Annotated in this window: 21 protein-coding genes and 1 tRNA gene; 9 read left to right on the forward strand and 13 right to left on the reverse strand. The window is 47.1% G+C overall.

The features are described from left to right. Window positions 1–121: 121 nt before the first annotated feature. The 3 genes from ICN12_RS03265 to ICN12_RS03275 all read right to left on the reverse strand — a co-directional run bounded on the left by ICN12_RS03265 (window position 122) and on the right by ICN12_RS03275 (window position 2,571). Window positions 122–775 (reverse strand): NYN domain-containing protein, encoded by a 654-nt coding sequence (locus ICN12_RS03265; RefSeq protein ID WP_216270626.1) that lies wholly within the window; start codon window positions 773–775, stop codon window positions 122–124. A gap of 360 nt (window positions 776–1,135) precedes the next feature. Then, a tRNA-Ser gene (locus ICN12_RS03270) sits at window positions 1,136–1,230 on the reverse strand. 90 nt (window positions 1,231–1,320) lie between these two features. Then, on the reverse strand, window positions 1,321–2,571 hold the full coding sequence (locus ICN12_RS03275) for an aspartate kinase (protein ID WP_216270627.1): 1,251 nt from the start codon (window positions 2,569–2,571) through the stop codon (window positions 1,321–1,323). A 157-nt stretch (window positions 2,572–2,728) separates the two neighbouring features. On the opposite strand from ICN12_RS03275, the gene ICN12_RS03280 reads away from it, so the two are divergent. Then, entirely contained in the window at window positions 2,729–3,013 is a 285-nt protein-coding gene (locus ICN12_RS03280) for a YlcI/YnfO family protein (RefSeq protein WP_216270628.1), read from the forward strand. After that, entirely contained in the window at window positions 3,007–3,300 is a 294-nt protein-coding gene (locus ICN12_RS03285; protein ID WP_216270629.1) for a type II toxin-antitoxin system RelE/ParE family toxin, read from the forward strand. The genes ICN12_RS03280 and ICN12_RS03285 overlap by 7 nt, the downstream gene beginning before the upstream one ends. A gap of 1 nt (window position 3,301) precedes the next feature. On the opposite strand, the gene tilS is transcribed toward ICN12_RS03285, so the two are convergent. The 4 genes from tilS to cysS are packed head-to-tail and all read right to left on the reverse strand — an operon-like array spanning window position 3,302 to window position 7,692. Continuing rightward, window positions 3,302–4,567: a tRNA lysidine(34) synthetase TilS gene (gene tilS / locus ICN12_RS03290; protein WP_370624928.1), complete on the reverse strand. Its 1,266-nt coding sequence runs from the start codon at window positions 4,565–4,567 to the stop codon at window positions 3,302–3,304. A 13-nt stretch (window positions 4,568–4,580) separates the two neighbouring features. Continuing rightward, window positions 4,581–5,552, reverse strand: a complete 972-nt coding sequence (locus tag ICN12_RS03295; protein ID WP_216270631.1) for an acetyl-CoA carboxylase carboxyltransferase subunit alpha — start codon at window positions 5,550–5,552, stop codon at window positions 4,581–4,583. 9 nt (window positions 5,553–5,561) lie between these two features. After that, the gene (locus tag ICN12_RS03300) at window positions 5,562–6,218 is read right to left on the reverse strand and encodes a DNA-3-methyladenine glycosylase family protein (RefSeq protein WP_216270632.1); all 657 of its coding nucleotides are present in this window, start codon (window positions 6,216–6,218) and stop codon (window positions 5,562–5,564) included. A 52-nt stretch (window positions 6,219–6,270) separates the two neighbouring features. Next, window positions 6,271–7,692, reverse strand: a complete 1,422-nt coding sequence (gene cysS, locus ICN12_RS03305) for a cysteine--tRNA ligase (RefSeq protein WP_216270859.1) — start codon at window positions 7,690–7,692, stop codon at window positions 6,271–6,273. Between the two features lie 60 nt (window positions 7,693–7,752). Here cysS and ICN12_RS03310 point away from each other — a divergent pair, with 60 nt between their 5' ends. The 3 genes from ICN12_RS03310 to ICN12_RS03320 are packed head-to-tail and all read left to right on the forward strand — an operon-like array spanning window position 7,753 to window position 9,943. Continuing rightward, window positions 7,753–8,607, forward strand: coding sequence for a tetratricopeptide repeat protein (locus ICN12_RS03310; protein ID WP_216270633.1), 855 nt, complete (start codon window positions 7,753–7,755; stop codon window positions 8,605–8,607). Between the two features lie 47 nt (window positions 8,608–8,654). After that, window positions 8,655–9,158, forward strand: a complete 504-nt coding sequence (locus tag ICN12_RS03315; protein ID WP_216270634.1) for a peptidylprolyl isomerase — start codon at window positions 8,655–8,657, stop codon at window positions 9,156–9,158. After that, complete coding sequence (locus tag ICN12_RS03320) at window positions 9,155–9,943, forward strand: UDP-2,3-diacylglucosamine diphosphatase (protein WP_216270635.1); 789 nt, start codon at window positions 9,155–9,157, stop codon at window positions 9,941–9,943. Before ICN12_RS03315 ends, ICN12_RS03320 begins: the two co-directional genes overlap by 4 nt. 9 nt (window positions 9,944–9,952) lie before the next feature. On the opposite strand, the gene ICN12_RS03325 is transcribed toward ICN12_RS03320, so the two are convergent. Beyond that, window positions 9,953–10,741, reverse strand: coding sequence for an inositol monophosphatase family protein (locus tag ICN12_RS03325; protein WP_216270636.1), 789 nt, complete (start codon window positions 10,739–10,741; stop codon window positions 9,953–9,955). 130 nt (window positions 10,742–10,871) lie between these two features. On the opposite strand from ICN12_RS03325, the gene ICN12_RS03330 reads away from it, so the two are divergent. Continuing rightward, complete coding sequence (locus ICN12_RS03330) at window positions 10,872–11,630, forward strand: RNA methyltransferase (RefSeq protein ID WP_216270637.1); 759 nt, start codon at window positions 10,872–10,874, stop codon at window positions 11,628–11,630. A gap of 29 nt (window positions 11,631–11,659) precedes the next feature. Next, window positions 11,660–12,427: a serine O-acetyltransferase gene (gene cysE, locus ICN12_RS03335; protein WP_216270638.1), complete on the forward strand. Its 768-nt coding sequence runs from the start codon at window positions 11,660–11,662 to the stop codon at window positions 12,425–12,427. A gap of 1 nt (window position 12,428) precedes the next feature. Here cysE and ICN12_RS03340 read toward each other — a convergent pair whose 3' ends face one another. After that, the gene (locus ICN12_RS03340) at window positions 12,429–13,022 is read right to left on the reverse strand and encodes an FKBP-type peptidyl-prolyl cis-trans isomerase (RefSeq protein ID WP_255537688.1); all 594 of its coding nucleotides are present in this window, start codon (window positions 13,020–13,022) and stop codon (window positions 12,429–12,431) included. Between the two features lie 44 nt (window positions 13,023–13,066). Here ICN12_RS03340 and ICN12_RS03345 point away from each other — a divergent pair, with 44 nt between their 5' ends. Both ICN12_RS03345 and ICN12_RS03350 read left to right on the forward strand, forming a co-directional pair. Next, complete coding sequence (locus tag ICN12_RS03345) at window positions 13,067–14,293, forward strand: cupin domain-containing protein (RefSeq protein ID WP_216270640.1); 1,227 nt, start codon at window positions 13,067–13,069, stop codon at window positions 14,291–14,293. 115 nt (window positions 14,294–14,408) lie between these two features. After that, on the forward strand, window positions 14,409–14,579 hold the full coding sequence (locus ICN12_RS03350; RefSeq protein ID WP_216270641.1) for a hypothetical protein: 171 nt from the start codon (window positions 14,409–14,411) through the stop codon (window positions 14,577–14,579). A 72-nt stretch (window positions 14,580–14,651) separates the two neighbouring features. Here the strand turns inward: ICN12_RS03350 and bamC are convergent, their stop codons facing one another. From bamC to ICN12_RS03370, 4 genes are all read right to left on the reverse strand, one after another. Further along, complete coding sequence (gene bamC, locus ICN12_RS03355) at window positions 14,652–15,797, reverse strand: NlpB/DapX family lipoprotein (RefSeq protein WP_370624934.1); 1,146 nt, start codon at window positions 15,795–15,797, stop codon at window positions 14,652–14,654. Next, complete coding sequence (gene dapA, locus ICN12_RS03360) at window positions 15,797–16,669, reverse strand: 4-hydroxy-tetrahydrodipicolinate synthase (RefSeq protein WP_216270860.1); 873 nt, start codon at window positions 16,667–16,669, stop codon at window positions 15,797–15,799. The genes bamC and dapA overlap by 1 nt, the downstream gene beginning before the upstream one ends. 76 nt (window positions 16,670–16,745) lie before the next feature. Continuing rightward, window positions 16,746–17,309: a class I SAM-dependent methyltransferase gene (locus tag ICN12_RS03365; RefSeq protein WP_216862133.1), complete on the reverse strand. Its 564-nt coding sequence runs from the start codon at window positions 17,307–17,309 to the stop codon at window positions 16,746–16,748. A gap of 10 nt (window positions 17,310–17,319) precedes the next feature. After that, complete coding sequence (locus ICN12_RS03370; protein ID WP_216270643.1) at window positions 17,320–18,522, reverse strand: tryptophan--tRNA ligase; 1,203 nt, start codon at window positions 18,520–18,522, stop codon at window positions 17,320–17,322. Window positions 18,523–18,529 lie beyond the last annotated feature (7 nt).

Below are 18,529 nucleotides of genomic sequence, written 5' to 3' on the forward strand. Positions count from 1 at the left end.
TCGGCTTGTTTGAGGATGGCCATGATTTGGCTATCGGTAAAGCGGGAGGTTTTCATAGAATTTCCTTTAAATCAAACAACTTAGAAATTCTACTTTTAACTCAGGTTAAGGGGCGGGGGTATTACCCCATCAGCTCTTCATCGTTTATATAAGACCTTGACCAGTGGGCAAGGTCTATCAGACTGCTGCTTGCCGGACGACCTTTTTTGCCGCTGCTTTGAGGCCCTCTGGGCATGATCATTCCAATTTTTAAAGTAGGAAAGTCTTCTATGAGTGCGCTAATGACTGGTTCGGTATCGGTGTCATTTGAAATGAGCACAACTTGATCCAAAGATCCTCTGTTGACATCTCGGTACATCGATAAGGCAAGATTAACGTCCGTTTTTTTCTCTACTAGACGCCATACCCTAACTGTATTGTCTTTATCAAAGGAGTTTCCTTCAACATATAAAGGCATCTTGGTCCCATCCTTTTCATAAATGTGTGAACCAAGGACTTTCTCAAATTTATCTGGATATTTGGCTTCGAGTGCTCGGTGATAGTCATTCTGAGCACGCATCGATTCTTCGCCATGTCTGGAAAATTTTGGGAGTGCAGGCGCCGTAAAAAATTTAACAGAAATGATTTGCGAGTGAGGCTCAATAGACCGTGTAATTTGACTAAAAAGCGCTACGACATCAAGCCATTTGTAATGAGTATCGCGAAGACGTCCATAGTAGAGGTTGTAACCATCGATATAGATTGCGGTTCTCAAAGCCTGTGACGTTTCTTGCATGCTTCCCCATAAGAATCGCATTTAGAAATGAAAAAACCGCCCTAGAGCGGCTTTTTCGTCCCAGACCGGAGTCAACTAAATGACCTAGTTAGGGAGGAGTAGTAGCAAGTAGTATACATATTTTTACCCCTGGGGAAAAGTCTATGTATTAGCCCATTTACAGAGTAATGGCACTAAATAGGCGCCCACCATCCGTGTCCGTATGAGCAAAGAAAGCCGATATCCTAGGGCCTGTTTAAATACAAAGGGTCGGTAAGCTCCTTACTGGCTCCTAAACAATTTTAGGCAATAAAAAAGCCCCGATTAAGGGGCTTCTTCATTCGTTGTATTTGCAGCAAGCAGTTGATTTCATTAGAAATCTGGCGGAGACGAGAGGATTCGAACCTCCGATCAGAGTTTTAGCCCCGATGCTCCCTTAGCAGGGGAGTGCCTTCGACCAGCTCGGCCACGTCTCCCTGCTTGATGCCTTTACAACGACCCACAGTTTAACGGATTCCGTTGGCTGCGGGGTTTTACTGCAGTTTTAAAGCGTTTACTGCGTATTCTTACTTCTGATCCAGCTCGAAAGCCTTATGAAGAGCGCGTACTGCCAGCTCCATATATTTTTCATCGATTACTACAGAAATCTTGATTTCGCTCGTGGAGATCATCAAAATATTGATACCCTCTTCCGACAATGTGCGGAACATCTTGCTCGCAACACCAACATGGGAGCGCATTCCAACACCAACCACAGACACTTTAGAAACCTTTGGATCACCAGTGATTTCTTTTGCTTCAATGTGGGCTTGCACATTGCTCTTAAGTAAGTCCAATGCCTTTTGATAATCAGCACGTGGTACTGTGAAAGTAAAGTCAGTCTTACCTTCATATGATTGATTCTGAATAATGATGTCCACGTCAATATTGGCATCTGCAATCGGACCCAAAATTTGATAAGCGATACCTGGGCGATCAGGAACCCCAAGAACGGTAATTTTTGCTTCATCACGCGCAAAGGCGATGCCGGAAATAACTGCGGCTTCCATAGTGCTGTCCTCTTCAAATGTAATCAAGGTGCCCGACTTCATCTCTTGATCAAGGGGCATCAACGGATCCGTCAGCGATGACAGAACACGGGTTTTAACTTTGTACTTACCAGCAAATTCCACAGAGCGAATCTGCAATACCTTAGAACCAAGACTGGCCATCTCCAGCATTTCTTCAAAGGTAATCTTGTCTAGGCGACGTGCATCTTCGCAAACGCGAGGATCAGTCGTGTAAACACCATCAACATCGGTGTAAATCAGGCACTCATCGGCCTTGAGAGCTGCAGCCATCGCTACGGCAGATGTATCAGAGCCGCCACGACCTAAAGTGGTGATGTTGCCATTGGGATCAACGCCTTGGAAACCCGTCACCACTACAGCACGTCCCGCATTGAGATCAGCAAGAATTTTCTTGTCGTCAATACTCTTAATGCGAGCCTTAGTGAATGAAGAATCCGTATGGACTGTTACTTGCCAGCCAGCGTAACTCACAGCATCAACGCCTTCACGCAACAATGCTAAAGCTAACAAGCCAGAGCTAACTTGCTCACCCGTAGAGGCGATTTGATCAAGCTCACGTGGATTGGCATCTGGATTAATGTCTTTTGCCAAGCCCAGCAGACGATTGGTCTCGCCTGACATGGCTGAAGGCACCACCACCACCTGGTGGCCTGCACGCATCCACTTAGCAACGCGTTTAGCGACATTCTGAATGCGCTCAACCGAGCCCATTGAGGTGCCACCATACTTATGAACGATAAGAGCCATAAAAACCGTCGTATTGTCTATTTACAGGGAACTACATTCCCCAGGGTCTAAAAGGGGCTTATTTTACAGGGTTTTTATCATTCAAAACGATGGGCCTTGACAGTAGCTTGGTCTGGCGATACGATTGGTGTTACTAAAGTAACACCAGGAGACCGATATGAGCATTGTCAGCACAACCTCCCTAAAGCTCACTGAAGAAATAAAACTACAAGCTACAAATGCAGCCAAAGAACTGGGCATGACTCCGCATGCATTTATGGTGGAAGCCATTAAGCAAGCTAGCATCAATGCGGAAATACGAAGAAACTTCATTGGGCAAGCCAACATTGCTCGCGAAGGGGTTATGAAGAATGGTAAGGTCTTCGAATCAGACAAGGTTTTTGAGGCAATGAAAACCCGTATTGCAGGAAAAAAATCTACATTGAAGGTTAGCAATTGCTAAGAATTGTTTTCGCTCCGCAAGCAGTTGATGACCTAGAGCGACTTACTGACCTTCTAATTGCAAATGACAAAAATGCTGCACTTCTCACGATTGAGTTAATTAAAGAAGCGATTCAAATCCTAGCAAGGCATCCTCTACTTGGACGTCTTTGCGATACCCATTTAAGAGAACTAGTGATTTCGCGTGGAAAAAGTGTCTATGTCGCCCTATATAGTTTTGAGGAGGCAAAAAATACGATCCTCATCAATGCTATTCGTCATCAAAAAGAATCGGGTGGGATTTACTAAGTTAAAGCAATTCCCAGCAAGGCAAGACCCTACCTCCTGATGAAGTTAAATGCGGGTAGCTCGTCCCTACCCCAGCAACCGCTATCAACTGGTCGTTAATATAGAGCAGTGGCGCCTGCCGCTCCCAAGGTGGTGTACTGGACTCCTGGAAGAGGTTTTTGAGGCTTTTGCGTGGTGTCTTAGGCTTGATTTGGATCTTTTCAGCCCCTTGGCGCTGCCTTTGCTCTATTAATCCTCGATTTTGGGCCTCGCTGACCATAGCTGCCGGTAAGCCGAATAACTTGCTGCGCGCTGGAATGATCTTGAAAACCCACTGACCAACTTCGGAATTGGCTACCTGCAAGATGCCACGCCAAAGACGAATACTAGCCTCGTCATGCTGCCATTCCAAGCTCGAGTCCTGCTTTAACGCCATCAGATCTTTCCACCAAGATTCCAGTCGCTCTTGGGATGGCATTGCAAGATCATTTAACTTGAGCCAATACCGCATCAGATTATTGGCAGCAGGTTTATCAGATTTTGCGAGCGCTAACAATGTTTTTAGTTTTAGAGTGCCCCCCACCAGAATGCCCTTGCCATCTTGCTTCGCCAAACGATCGAGCAGCACTTGGGATTGCGCAAGTAACTCGGCACTACGCGCTAGATTGGCGATCGCACCTGGCTGAATTTTCTCTAACTTAGGAATGATATCTTTCCGAATGGCATTGCGACGATAGCGCGTGTTTTGATTGCTAGGATCCTCCACCCACTTGAGCCGATGTTGTTTTGCGTAGGCCTCGATCTCTACCCTGCTTTGATTGAGTAGCGGGCGCCAGAGAGCAATCGAGTAACCATCCCTCGTATTGATGCGTTGCTGGGGCATACCAGAGAGGCCCGCTACCCCAGAGCCTCGCAGGAGTTGTAACAAAATGGTTTCAGCCTGGTCGTTTTGATGATGTGCCAGTAACAAGTCTTCAATGCCATGTTCGATACAAAGTTCAGTTAACGCTTCATAACGCCCTAACCTTGCTCTGGCCTCCATATTGCCTTGAGCCTTATCGGCAAAATGCAAAATACGAAAATCAAAATGAACTTGGTATTTTTTGGCAAGCCTTTCACAAAACTCCAGCCATTGATCGGCAGGTTTTTGCAAGCCATGATGAATATGAAATACCCAAACCTCGGTTGACTCGGCATTGGAATTTCTTTGAACCGCTTTACAAACGGTATCGAGCAACACAACCGAATCGAGGCCACCACTCAAGGCAACCGCAATTCGTTGGGCCACTTTGGGAGCCGCCTTAAGCTTTGGCTTCGATTTCCTTGAACTTGCCATAACTCATCAAGCGTTCATGGCGACGCTCAAGCAGAGCATCCACTTTCATGCCATCGAAGGTCTTAAGGGATTCAGCCAAAGCTTTGCGCATACTCGTCATCATGGCTTCGTAATCACGGTGAGCGCCACCAGTAGGCTCAGCAACAATCTTATCAATCAAGCCTAAAGTTTTTAAACGCTGCGCAGTCAAGCCTAGTTGCTCTGCAGCTTCGGGCGCTTTTTCGGCAGTCTTCCACAAGATGGAAGCGCAGCCTTCAGGGGATATCACTGAGTAAGTTGAGTTTTGCAACATCAACACGACGTCACCCATTGCAATTGCCAATGCACCACCCGATCCACCCTCACCAATAATGGTGGCGATGATAGGCACTTCTAATTCTGCTTGAACATACAGGTTGTGTCCAATCGCTTCCGATTGGTTGCGCTCTTCTGCATCGATACCGGGAAATGCACCTGGTGTATCCACAAAAGTGAACACAGGTAATTTAAATTTTTCTGCCAAGCGCATCATGCGCTTCGCTTTACGATAACCCTCAGGACGGCTCATACCAAAGTTTCTTAAAGCACGCTCTTTGGTATCACGACCTTTTTGATGACCGATCACCATGCAAGGTTGATTCTCAAAACGGGCTAAGCCAGTAATGATGGATTGATCATCTGCAAAATTACGATCGCCATGTAGCTCATGGAAGTCTGTAAACAATGCACTCACGTAATCGAGTGTGTAAGGACGCTGAGGATGACGCGCCACTTGCGAAACTTGCCAAGGGCTTAAGTTCGCATAAATGTCTTTAATTAGCTGCTGACTTTTTTCGGTCAGCGTTTTGATCTCATCGGAGATATCTACCGATGATTCATCTTGTACAAATTGCAGCTCTTCAATCTTTGACTCTAGTTCAGCGATTGACTGCTCAAAATCCAGGAAAGTCGTTTTCATAGCTCGATTTTAATATTCAACGGGAATGGGGTCGATACTTCTCCACATATACCAGGTTGCCACGGTACGCCAAGGGGCCCAATTGGCAGCCACTTCCCTGGCCTCATGCCTACTAACAGGCTCTCCACTGAAGTAATTGAGCGAAATAGCCTTAATTAGGCCTACATCGTCTAAAGGGAGGATATTAGGTCTAACCATATTGAAAATCAGGAACATTTCGGCTGTCCAGCGGCCAATTCCCCGAATATCACACAATTCCTTAATGATGACCTCATCTTCCATGCCCTTCCACTGGTTGGCATGTAAGCGGCCAGAATTGAAATGTTCAGCCAAGTCACGGATGTATTCGACCTTACGTCCAGATAGGCCTGCCCCACGCAAGTCTTCAACCGTGAGAGCCAAAATATTCTTGGGGTTCACTTTCTTTTTTGCAGCCAGCAAAACCCTATTCCAGACAGACTGAGCTGCCGCTACAGAAATTTGCTGCCCCACAATGGCTCTCGCCAAGGTAGTAAATGCATCTCCACGGGTCATCAAAAATCCAGAGCCATATTTCGGAATGATTTTCTTCAGAATACGGTCTTGCTTCATCAACTCCGCGCAAGCCTGCCCCCAATACTCTGGAGCCACTTCTTGAAAAATCACTTGTTCTACTGATGTGCTCAAAATAAACCTATTAATAAATTCGGATTGCTGCGTCTGTGTATTCTTAAGGTGCCTAGCTACGGCGCCATTCAGTAATACCACCAGGCTTATCTTCTAATACTACGCCTTGATCTAGCAATGTTTTGCGAATGTCATCTGCCTTAGCAAAGTCTTTTGCTTGTTTGGCTGCCACACGCGCTGTAATCCGCTCTTCAATGGCGTCGGCTGATAAGCCTGCATCACCACCTCGAGAGCCCGCCTGTAAAAATACCGTTGGGTCACGCTGTAAAAAGTTTAAGGTCCCCGCAAGTCCTTTTAAGCTATTGGCTAACCGCACCTTTTCTTCACCCTGCGCACGATTAACTTCACTCGCCAGGTCAAACAATGCAGCAATTGCCTCTGGAGTATTGAAGTCATCATTCATTGCAACGGCAAAGCGCTTAGCCCATGGTGAATGGGGGTCTACAGGCTGGCTGCTTGCGGGCACTTGTGCCAAGGCAGTGTAGAGTCGAACCAACCCGGAGCGGGCTTCTTCGAGCTGCGCATCACTGTAGTTAATCGGACTGCGATAGTGGGCACGCAGCATAAAGAAACGCAATACTTCTGGATCAAAATTCTTTAGCACATCGCGAATTAAGAAGAAGTTGCCAAGCGACTTGGACATCTTTTCTTCATTCACCCGAATGTGACCGTTGTGCATCCAGTAATTTACAAAGGGTTGATCACTAGCTTTGTGATCTTGACCGTATAGAGCGCCCTCACTTTGGGCAATCTCATTCTCGTGATGTGGGAACTGCAAATCAGCGCCACCACCATGAATATCAAAATGCTCACCCAGTAAATCGCAGGACATTGCTGAACATTCAATATGCCATCCAGGACGACCTTCGCCCCAAGGGGATTTCCAACGGGTATCGTCAGGCTCTTCTAATTTGGCGCTTTTCCACAAAACAAAATCCAGGGGATCGCGCTTGCCGCCACCAACAGCAACACGCTCACCTGCATTTAATTCATCTAAAGATTTGCCGGAGAGACGGCCGTATTCTGGGAATAAGCGAACCGCAAAATTGACATCGCCATCTTGAGCTTGATAGGCCAGCTCTTTTTCTATCAAACGACCGATGATGCCCTGCATTTGCGCAATGTAATCGGTAGCGCGCGGCTCGTGATCGGGATGCATTAATCCCAACTCATCAGAGTCAGCATGCATGGCGTCAATAAAACGCTGCGTCAGAGCAGAAATGGGTTCGCCATTCTCAATCGCGCGATTAATGATCTTGTCGTCAATATCGGTGATATTGCGGACATAAACAACTTCGTAGCCGCTCGCTCGCAACCAGCGAACCACCATATCAAACACAATCATGACCCGGGCATGCCCAATATGGCAAAAGTCATAAACAGTCATCCCGCAGACATACATCTTCACCTTACCCGGCTCGATGGGTTTAAAGTCCTGTTTTGAACGGCTGAGGGTGTTATAGATTTGCAGCATAGAGGCTATAAAGGTGGGCAAGTAGCGCCAATTTGTTAGACTGAGCGCTGAGTATATCGAATGAGTCAGATTTTCACCCCACCCCCTATGCCAGCTAACCCTTTTTCAAGACCCCCAGCCCTTTTGGCTGGCTTAAGCTCTATTTTCGCCCTATTCCTCTTGGGTGGCTGTAGTACCCCGGGCCAGCAGTTGGCAGATGCTGAAATCAAGGCGCTCAATACAGGGTGTGCCTGCCCAGCACAGCAGGAAGCCCCCAAACCCTATTTAGGTTCTTACGCGCCCGGAGAACCCCCTAGATTGGCCAGCAACTCATCGGGCTACGATCAATTTAATGCCGAGCTCTCAGACTCTGTAGCAGTCCCTTTTTTATCCTTTTTGATTATTGAGCCGGATCCAGTAACAAAAAATGGTATCCCATCGGATATTGAAAAGCTGGTGAAGGCCAAGAAATATCCCGATGCAATTGACCTGATTAATCAACGTCTGAAGAAAACTCCGGGGAATGTGCAGTTACGTTATGTCAAAGCGCGCATGCAGCTCGAAATGCGTCAGTGGGAAGCGGCTAAAAAGACTTTAATTGAAATTACCCAGCAGTTCCCAGAACTGCCTGAGCCTTATAACAACTTAGCAGCAATGGCAGCAAACCAAGGAAATTGGATAGAAGCCCGAGACTATTTAGAGCTCGCCCTGAAATTGCGCCCTAGCTATACAGTGGCTTCAGCAAATTTGGGTGAAGTCTATGTTCGATTGGGTGCCCAAGCATATGACAATGCCGCCAAAGATGCTGCGCTCAACCAACGCCAATATACAAATCGCGCAAAAGCATTAATGGAAATACTGAAGCCACCTAAAAAAGGTGCTTTGCCAGCAACGCAAGCTACACCAGCCTCCCCAACACCAACTATTGCAAAATAATTTAATTACCGTTTTTATCTACTAACTCATCAGAAAGTTAATTCATCATGGCTCAAGTTCTACTCAAAACAAATAAGGGTGACATCACCCTCACCCTCGACGCTGCTAAGGCACCTAAAACTGTTGCCAATTTTTTACAGTACGTCAAAAGCGGTCACTACGATGGCACGATCTTTCATCGCGTAATTGATAACTTCATGATTCAAGGCGGCGGAATGACTGCTGGCTTAAAAGAGAAATCATCTGGCGCTCAAATTGAGAACGAAGCAAATAACGGACTCAAAAATGAACGCGGCACAGTAGCTATGGCCCGCACTAGCGATCCACACTCAGCAACAGCGCAGTTTTTTATTAACGTGAATAACAACGATTTCCTGAACCACACTGCCCCCAATGCGCAAGGCTGGGGTTACGCTGTTTTCGGAAAAGTGACTGATGGCCTAGATGTGGTTGATACGATCCGCAAAGTTAAAACAGGTAATACCGGCTTTCATCAAGATGTTCCTGCAGAAGATGTCGTGATTGAAAAGGCAACTGTTCTCGAGGAATGATTTTGCAATACGCGAGCGCGCTGCTCATATCTGATTTGCATCTCACGCCGTCAATGCCCTTGACGGCGCAACGATTCTTCGACTTTTGTGAAAAAGATGCCCCCAAGGTAGAGGCTGTATTTATTTTGGGAGACCTTTTTGAATATTGGGTTGGGGACGATACAGCACTCCACTCCCCTTTTCAGCAAGAGGTCACGCGTGCGCTAGCAACCCTCTCTACTAAAGTTAAAACCTTTTACCTGCATGGCAATCGGGACTTTCTAGTTGGAGCACATTTTTTAAATAAGACCGGCATGACCCTCATGCAAGATCCCAGCAAGATCGCAATTGCAGACAATGAGTATGTTTTGTGCCATGGGGATTCACTCTGCACCTCTGATGTTGGCTATCAAGTTTTCCGCAGCTGGGTACGTAAATCTTGGATTCAAAAATTATTTTTGAGCTTACCGCTCCATTGGCGTCGCTCCATTGCAAATCACTTACGAAGTAATAGTGGTGCGCAATACCAACGCTCAATCAAGTCTTCGCCTGAGGGAGTGCAGCTTAAAACGGATGTGACTTTAGCGGCATGCGCTGCAGTATTGAGAGATCAAACTGGAAGTCAATTGATTCATGGGCATACCCATCTACCAGCGCATCACCACGAGCATCTGCAAGATCAAGAATGGCAACGCTGGGTATTATCTGACTGGGATTTAGATCATCCAGAGACTGTGCGACCTAGGGCTAGCGCCCTGATGATTGATCAAAACGGCGTACGTTACACCGATTTGATCAAAGCTTAAGGCTCTAAATTAGCAGTTAGAGTACTTAGACAAACACTGCACCATCTGAGCAAAGATGCGTGGATTAGCACACATCACCTCACCACTTTGCAAGAAACCTTCTTCGCCGCGGTAATTACCAACCAAGCCACCGGACTCAGCAATCAACAAAGCACCTGCAGCCATATCCCATGGCTTGAGATCGCTCTCAAAGAAACCATCGTAACGACCAGCAGCAACGTAAGCCAAATCTAAAGATGCGGCCCCAGGACGACGCAAGCCAGCGCATTGACGAGACATATCAGCAAAGATTTTTAAATACTTTTCTAAGTCTTGATCTTCACGATAAGGAAAGCCCGTGCCTAACAAAGAATTTGCCAAGCGATCTTGGGTGGCAACACGTAAACGCCGACGATCTAAATAAGCGCCTGCACCACGTGTAGCAGTAAAGAGTTCATCGCGAGTTGGGTCATACACGACTGCTTGTTGAGTGACCCCATTGACAGATAATGCAATTGACACCGCATACTGCGGAAAGCCATGAATGAAGTTGGTAGTGCCATCTAGTGGATCGATGATCCACACGTTTTCAGCATCGATGTTTTGAGCGCCAGTTTCTTCAGCCAAAAATCCATGAGATGGATAAGCCTCGCTGAGCGTTTCAATAATGGCCGCCTCGGCCTGTCTGTCCACCTCAGTTACAAAATCATTATGTTGTTTGCGGTCAACCTGAAGGCGCTCTAAATTAAGAGAGGCTCTATTAATCACGGTTCCGGCACGACGGGCAGCCTTAACGGCCACATTTAACATGGGATGCATAGTTTTGATGGACAAATTAAATAAGAACGAGCTCGCCAAATTGCAAACTGCAGGACAATAAGGAGCTAATACGATGATTCTAAACGATTACCCCTTTGAACACCCAAGCTTCTAGAGATCCCCTGCCAATATGAACACTGCTCAAGCACAGTTATTGCGCTGGGTTTTGGTTGAAACCAGTCACCCTGGAAACGTGGGTTCAGCAGCGCGTGCACTCAAAACCATGGGATTTGGGGATCTGCGGCTAATACAACCCAAAATCAAAGGCGTTGCTCATGCGCCTGAAGCAATTGCCCTGGCCAGTGGCGCAGTCGATATCCTAGAATCTAGCCAGGAATCCCCCGCCCTCGAATCTGCCGTTCAAGACTGCACCCTCGTTTTAGGCCTCACCAGTCGAGACCGTGAATTTGGGCCGCCCGCATTAAATTGGCAAGATGCTCGACCTCTTATCAAGGCAGCTATTGCGGGTAATCAACGGGTCGCACTCTTATTTGGCCCAGAGCGAACTGGCCTTGATAACCATCACCTCTCGCTCTGCACGCATCGGGTATGGCTTGATGCCAACCCCCTCTACCCCTCCCTAAACCTCGCTCAAGCCATGATGGTTTGCGCCTTTACCCTGAGAGAAACCCTGTCTGAGCAGGCTGCATCCGCTGCATTAGGCGTAACTCAAGAAGCGCCTGAACTCGTAGACTATGCCGATCCAGCGGCTGTAGCCGCCATGCTAGAGCACTGGCGTGAAGGGCTAGAGGCTATTGGTTATTTTGATCCAGCCAACCCCAAGAAACTCATTCCCCGCTTACAAGCCCTCTTCGCTAGAACACGTCTTCACAAAGAAGAAATAGATCTTCTGCGTGGAATTGCCAAGCAGATGTTGTTAAGAAAATAAATTTAGCCTTTACCCGTTAAAATTGCCCTATGTTTAATTCGCTTTTCGACCAAGTCGACTCCATCATTGTTCGTGACCCAGCTGCGAGAAATCGTCTCGAAGTCATCACCTGCTATCCCGGTTTGCATGCTGTATGGATTCATCGGGTATCTCACGGTCTATGGAATCTAGGTTTGAAGTGGATTGCGCGACTGCTGTCGATGGTGTCTCGCTGGATTACCGGAATTGAAATCCATCCTGGAGCAAAGATCGGTCGACGCGTATTTTTAGATCATGGTCTTGGCATCGTTATCGGGGAGACTACGGAGATTGGCGATGATTGCACCATCTACCAGGGCGTTACCTTAGGTGGAACCTCTTTATATAAAGGGGTGAAGCGTCACCCCACTTTAGGCAAAGGCGTTGTGATTAGTGCTGGCGCTAAAGTGCTTGGGGGCTTTACGGTAGGTGATGGTGCGCGTGTTGGCTCAAATGCAGTTGTATTGAAAGAGATTCCTGCTGGGGCAACTGCAGTTGGCATACCTGCACGCGTCCTGCATCCTGATTTACCTCAGGCAAGTACACCCGATAGCAAGGCGAAAGAATACTTCTCGGCCTATGGTGTAACACCTAACGTAGATGATCCAGTCTCTATGGCGCTAAAGGGTTTGATTGATGCAACCCTAGAGCAAGAGGCCAAAATTGCAGCACTGGAGAAGGCATTAGCAAAACTCAGCAATACACCAGCATCAGATACCAGTGAAACTAGTGATACAAAACGGGATCTTGGCGCTTTAAAAGAATGGCTTAAAGAGTAAATTAATGCAGGGTTGGTGACGAAGCACCCGCATCAGAAATACCGCCTATAAATTCGTCATCACCATCATCTGAATCATCAGTCGGCATTCCAAAAGCAAATGCTTCGCCACCCTCAGGGTGACGATTTTCAATCTCTTCATCCGTAGCAGCGCGAATATCTTCAACCTGAACCCAGAACCGAAGTGCCATACCTGCAAGTGGATGATTTCCATCTAAAACTACTTGACTATCAGCAACATCAGTAACGGTATAGATCAAGGGTTCATCATCCGCCTCATCAGAATCTTCCTCTTCCTCAGCATCAGGAACGCCCTCAAACTGCATGCCCACTTCCAAAGGCTCTGGAAAACGAGCGCGTGGCTCAATTTTTAATAACCCGGGATCGTACTCACCAAAGGCCTCACTAGGCTCTAGTTGAATACTGGCCTCATAGCCAAGGTCTTGGCCATCTAACAAAGTTTCAATCTTGGGAAAAGTGCCCTCATACCCACCATGCAGGTATACCATCGGAGAATCCGGTTCCTCGATAATATTGTTTTGCGCATCAGTTAATTTGTAGCGCAGGGATACAACGGTATTTTTTTCGATCTTCATGCGTAATTCATTCAACATTGTGTTTTAAACAGCTTTTTACATATATGACCTCATTTTACTTGAGCAAGCCTTATGACCCTCCACAGGCACCCCAAAACCTTCCTCTAGATCGTCCTTGGGCCCTTCTAGGGGGTATAAGCCCTCAGCAGTTCATGAAAACCCATTGGCATAAAAAGCCTTTGTTGGTGCGCGGGGCCATACCCGCCTTTGAGCTTGCCAAGCAAATAGGCGAGCCTTTGGGTAGCGCGATTTCTGCGGAAGAGCTCTTCAAAATTTCAGGCAATGACGTGGTTGAATCCAGGTTAATTCAGGCTAAGCCTTGGAGCTTTGCAGATGGTCCATTTAAAAAGAAATCGATCCCGTCTCTTGATACGCCAGATTGGACGCTCCTACTTCAAGGCATGGAAGCGAGGCATCCAGCTGCTGCAAAAGTAATTTCTTGGTTTCGCTTTATTCCAGACGCGCGTTTGGATGACCTCATGATTAGCATTGCTGGGCCTGGCGGTGGTGTTGGACCCCACTTTGATTCTTATGATGTCTTTTTGATTCAGATGTCTGGACGCCGACGCTGGCGCATCTCAGAGCAAAAAGATTTAACCTTAAATCCCGATCTTCCTTTAAAGATTTTGCGGCGCTTTCAGGTTGAGCAAGAATGGGATTTAGAACCCGGCGATATGCTTTACCTTCCACCACATGTAGCTCACGATGGAATTGCATTAGATGCAGGCTGTCAGACCTGGTCCGTAGGATTTAGGGCGCAGAGCTACAAAGAAATGCTGCAGGAGGGTTTGTGGCGCCTAGCCGAATCACTTGAAGATATTCCTGAACTAGAACAGCGTTTTGCCGATCCCAAGCAAATGGCAACGAGCTCTGCCGAGCAACTTCCACAAGAAATCATTGATCAGATAGAGCAAAAACTAAAAGGCTTAAAACTAGATCGCGTAGGAACATTCCTCCCGGGAATTGCTGCCTATTTGAGCGAACCCAAACCGCAGGCCTATTTTGATGGGTCGACAAACGATCACTCACCAGAGGAATTTAAGCGCCTACTAGAAAAACAGGCATTAAAGCCTCACCCTCAAACCAGGCTACTTGCTCTAGGAAAAACCATTTATTGCAACGGCGAAGATATGACTAGCGGCCAAACCCTGCCAATACAAAAGGCCTGGCGCTCACTTGCAGCCAAGAAAGAGACCAAGGGTCCCACTGGGAAAATAGAGCTGGAAAATAGCCTTTTTGAGGCCTTCGTAGCAGGCTGGCTGATTTTTTAACTGGAAATAAAGACATGGCTATAATGAGTGCTGGAAAGTACTTAAGGGCTAACCCTGTACTTTCTAAGTATTAATAACCGGTTATTAATGATAATTTTTTAAGAGGAAATTACAAATGAAGAAGTCACTCGCACTCGTAGCAATGTTGGCAATCGCTTTGGCCGCTTGCGGTAAAAAAGAAGAAGCAAAACCTGTAGAAGCTGCTCCTGCTGCTCCTGTTGCTGCCCCAGCTGCTGAAGCTCCTGCTGCTGCACCAGCTGCACCAGCTGCTGACGCTAAGAAGTAATCTTCTTCATGAAGAAAAAAAGCCGCTGAAAAGCGGCTTTTTTATTGGCTAAAAATTCTTAGCTTGCATTACTTATCTTGTCATTTGCTCGGTAAGCAGTGTTAGGAGTTGCAATCCAGCCGCAGTATTTTCTGGCTTGCCATCTGCATCTTGAACATAGACGCTGCAAGAATTATCTCCAGTCGATTTCACAACAACAGAATATTTCTTAGCTTTGAGACTGGAATCATCCTTGCTACTAAATAGATTAGTAAAGAACCCTTTGGTATCACCCAAATCTTTTGGATTAACGTAACGAACATAGTAAACGCCGTTCGCACGGTTGCGATCTTCGACGGTAAAGTTGGAACGATCCAAGGCGAGTCCAGTATCGCGCCAAGCGCGATCAAAGCCTGCTGCCATTTCGATATGGGCTGTGTTAACACCTTCCTGTACCAGCTTTGCTTTCGGTGTCTTAGCCCCTAGTGGCACAGCAACCTGCGCTTTAGCCTGTTCTTGAGTCATGCCCAAACGCTCCATCAAGCGAGCCAAGAAAGCAGCCTCAAGCTCTGGATCGTTTGGGCGCGCAGTCCAAATAGTTGAAATACAAGAACCAGTGCTATCCGTGGTACATTTTTCAATGGCACCGCGTTGAGTGATGTAAATCTCGGTTTCTCCGGGCTTGCTCACCTCGAGGCGAGTTTTGTATTTGTCACGCTCACCAGTATCGTAAAGAGAATCCAGAGCACCACCAATAGCAGAGCGAATAAAGTCTTGAGAAATCTTGGCGCGGTTCTCGGCCCAATCGGTTTCCATGATGCCAGTCGATGGTGAATCAATCACCAATAAGAAACCATTCTCTTGCCAAAAATCTTTAATCTGAGGATACAGCTCTGGTGCTGGCTTTTCCACCACCAACCAACGTCGCTCACCATCGCGAGCAATACGCATGCCTGGAATGCCAGTCATCACATTCTTGCGAGTCTGCACAGATTTTTTTACAGCTGCGTTGTACTCTGACATCGTTGCAGAACCATCCTGAACAATGTAGCGACGATCGGCTTGCGCTGTAATAAGGTCAGGTGGATAGGACAAATTTGGTCCACGCACAGCGCCAGCAGACTTATAGTCCACGGTATCGTTCGTTGAAACAGATTTACAGCCAATCAAGCCAAGGGATGCGGCGGAAAGAATTAATAAAGTTGCGCAATACTGGCGCAGGAGTTGCATCGAATTCATCATAGTAAGCCAGCCTGTTTCATTGCAGTCTTCAAAGGTTCACGTAAGGCAACACTCAAAGGGGTTAAAGGCAAACGAATTCCTGCTGTAATTTTGCCCATTTCATGCAGGGCCCATTTCACAGGAATCGGGTTCGCCTCAGTAAACATGGCTTTATGTACAGCCAGTAATTGATATTGAATCGCGCGCATTTTGACAACATCATCAGACATAGCTGCCCGACACAATTCATGCATTAAACGCGGTGCGATATTGGCAGTAACGGAAATATTTCCTTTGCCACCCATGAGCATCAGCATTGCCGCACTGAGGTCGTCGCCAGAAAATACAGAGAAATCTTGATGTCCAGCGTGTTTCAAATCAGCTAGAAGCAAAGTACCACGCTCAATACTGCATGTGGCATCTTTAATGCCGATAATGCCAGGAACTGCTGCGAGGCGAACTGTGGTCTCACCAGCAAGATCTGCAATCGTTCTACCAGGAACGTTATAAAGGATGACAGGCAAATCAACCGACTCGGCAATTTTCTTGAAATGGGCAAACATGCCCTCTTGAGTTGGCTTGTTGTAATAAGGCACAACCTGCAAGCTAGCATCGGCACCCACCGATTTTGCGAACTTGGTTAATTCAATCGCCTCGGTGGTTGAATTGCCACCAGTTCCAGCAATGACTGGAATGCGCCCTGCAATATGGTCAACAGCTACTTTGATCAGCTCACAGTGCTCTTCTACGGAAACCGTTGGAGACTCACCGCTAGTACCAACAATCACGATACCGTCTGAACCTTCGGCGACATGCCAATCAAGCAATGAACGCAAGGCAGGAAAATCCAAACTTCCATCCTCGAACATCGGCGTCACGATGGCAGGCATGCTGCCAGCAATGGGCTTTTTACTAGCGTGGGATTGTGTTGTATTAGTCACTGAATGTGTCTGAATTATCTGAATGTTAACCACCAAATTGTAACGGAATGTACCCCTTTAAATGCCCTTTTACGGCACAAATCCGCTGAACCATAGCTGGTTTAGGCTGATCGTGGTAAATATCCTCGTAGGCAATCACTTTCAAGTCCGATCGCCCCGCCAAAGCAAGCAATTCCCCTGGTTTTAGCAAGAAATTGGGGTTGGAAGGCTTTCCGAACTGGGCATTTCCATTGGCGAAGGTTTCATAGATCAACACTCCTCCTTCAATCAGCATGCAGGGCAGTTGATCCAAAAATGGGCGGTAGAGGTAATTGGTCACCACAATGCCTGAAAACTGCTGGTCGGCTAGAGGCCAACTAGCGCCTTCAAGGTCCTCTTGTCGAGCTTGAATTTGAGGGTTTTGCAAACTCTTAATAGTGGTGACGTCTTGATCAACAGCCAATACATGATGACCGAGGGATGCCAATAAAGCAGCATGCCGACCTGCACCGCAAGCCAAATCTAGCACCAATCCATCTACTGGAATCAATGGCGCATATCGCTTCACCCAAGCGGAGGGATCTGCAATCACACCATGCGCTGAAGTCAAAGTGGTGACCTTAGTCGTACGCTAGACCCATAGACTCGCGGACCTCGCGCATGGTTTCTTGGGCAACTTTACGTGCTTTATCGCAACCATCGGCGATGATCGAACGCAATAGACTTGGGTCATCCAAATACTTCTGTGCACGCTCAAACATGGGCTGCTGCTCAGCAAGAATCGCATCGATCACGGGTTGCTTACATTCCAAGCAACCAATGCCTGCTGACTTACATTCTTTTTGAACCCAAGTTTTGGTGTCTTCGTTGGAGTACACCGTATGCAACTGCCATACAGGACAACGCGCAGGATCACCCGGGTCAGTTCTACGAACACGGGCTGGATCGGTCGGCATAGTACGAATAGAGCGAATAACCTCTTCTGGTTTTTCACGAATGCTAATCGTATTGCCATAAGACTTGGACATCTTTTGTCCATCAATACCGGGCATACGGGATGCAGACGCAAGCAAGGCCTGCGGCTCTGGCAGAATAATTTTGCGGGCACCCTCTAAGAAACCAAACAATCGCTCACGGTCAGCCATCGAAAGACTTTGTGCTTCTTGTAGCAATGCTTTAGCCTGCTCTAAAGCCTCATCATCGCCCCGCTCCTGAAACGCTACGCGCAATTCAGCATACATCTTGGCACGCTTACTACCCAATTTTTTAACAGCCTCCAATGCCTTTTCTTCAAAACCTGGCTCACGTCCATAAAGGTAATTAAAACGACGCGCCACTTCACGCGTCATCTCCACATGCGGGACTTGATCTTCGCCTACCGGTACAAATTGAGCACGATAAATCAGAATGTCAGCAGCTTGTAGCAAGGGGTAGCCCAAGAAACCATAAGTCTGCAAATCTTTTTCTTTGAGTTTTTCAATTTGATCTTTATAGGTTGGAACACGCTCGAGCCAGCCCAAGGGGGTACCCATCGAGAGCAACAAGAACAGCTCAGCATGTTCGGGCACTTTGCTCTGAATAAATAAAGTAGCCTGGTTTGGATCAACACCGCAAGCAAGCCAGTCAATCACCATATCCCAGACTGATTGCTCAATGACATCAGGAGTTTCATAGTGGGTCGTTAAGGCATGCCAGTCTGCTACAAAAAAGTAGCAGGGATACTCGGACTGCAAGCGCACCCAATTCTTTAAAACGCCATGGTAATGGCCGAGGTGCAAACTACCGGTTGGTCGCATGCCAGAGAGAACGCGTTCTTCAAACATCTTAATC

It is taken from the genome of Polynucleobacter sp. AM-25C3 (assembly GCF_018882335.1).
Classification (GTDB): domain Bacteria; phylum Pseudomonadota; class Gammaproteobacteria; order Burkholderiales; family Burkholderiaceae; genus Polynucleobacter.

Excerpts from the sequence above, each read along its gene's own strand:
- ICN12_RS03315 (WP_216270634.1), top strand. The coding sequence starts at position 8,655 with ATGGCTCAAGTTCTACTCAAAACAAATAAGGGTGACATCACCCTCACC.
- ICN12_RS03370 (WP_216270643.1), bottom strand. The coding sequence starts at position 18,522 with ATGTTTGAAGAACGCGTTCTCTCTGGCATGCGACCAACCGGTAGTTTG.
- ICN12_RS03345 (WP_216270640.1), top strand. The coding sequence starts at position 13,067 with ATGACCTCATTTTACTTGAGCAAGCCTTATGACCCTCCACAGGCACCC.
- ICN12_RS03280 (WP_216270628.1), top strand. The coding sequence starts at position 2,729 with ATGAGCATTGTCAGCACAACCTCCCTAAAGCTCACTGAAGAAATAAAA.
- cysE (WP_216270638.1), top strand. The coding sequence starts at position 11,660 with ATGTTTAATTCGCTTTTCGACCAAGTCGACTCCATCATTGTTCGTGAC.
- ICN12_RS03320 (WP_216270635.1), top strand. The coding sequence starts at position 9,155 with ATGATTTTGCAATACGCGAGCGCGCTGCTCATATCTGATTTGCATCTC.
- cysS (WP_216270859.1), bottom strand. The coding sequence starts at position 7,692 with ATGCTGCAAATCTATAACACCCTCAGCCGTTCAAAACAGGACTTTAAA.
- bamC (WP_370624934.1), bottom strand. The coding sequence starts at position 15,797 with ATGAATTCGATGCAACTCCTGCGCCAGTATTGCGCAACTTTATTAATT.
- ICN12_RS03310 (WP_216270633.1), top strand. The coding sequence starts at position 7,753 with ATGAGTCAGATTTTCACCCCACCCCCTATGCCAGCTAACCCTTTTTCA.
- ICN12_RS03340 (WP_255537688.1), bottom strand. The coding sequence starts at position 13,022 with ATGAAGATCGAAAAAAATACCGTTGTATCCCTGCGCTACAAATTAACT.
- ICN12_RS03275 (WP_216270627.1), bottom strand. The coding sequence starts at position 2,571 with ATGGCTCTTATCGTTCATAAGTATGGTGGCACCTCAATGGGCTCGGTT.
- ICN12_RS03265 (WP_216270626.1), bottom strand. The coding sequence starts at position 775 with ATGCAAGAAACGTCACAGGCTTTGAGAACCGCAATCTATATCGATGGT.
- ICN12_RS03325 (WP_216270636.1), bottom strand. The coding sequence starts at position 10,741 with ATGCATCCCATGTTAAATGTGGCCGTTAAGGCTGCCCGTCGTGCCGGA.
- dapA (WP_216270860.1), bottom strand. The coding sequence starts at position 16,669 with ATGCCTGCCATCGTGACGCCGATGTTCGAGGATGGAAGTTTGGATTTT.
- ICN12_RS03330 (WP_216270637.1), top strand. The coding sequence starts at position 10,872 with ATGAACACTGCTCAAGCACAGTTATTGCGCTGGGTTTTGGTTGAAACC.
- ICN12_RS03350 (WP_216270641.1), top strand. The coding sequence starts at position 14,409 with ATGAAGAAGTCACTCGCACTCGTAGCAATGTTGGCAATCGCTTTGGCC.
- ICN12_RS03295 (WP_216270631.1), bottom strand. The coding sequence starts at position 5,552 with ATGAAAACGACTTTCCTGGATTTTGAGCAGTCAATCGCTGAACTAGAG.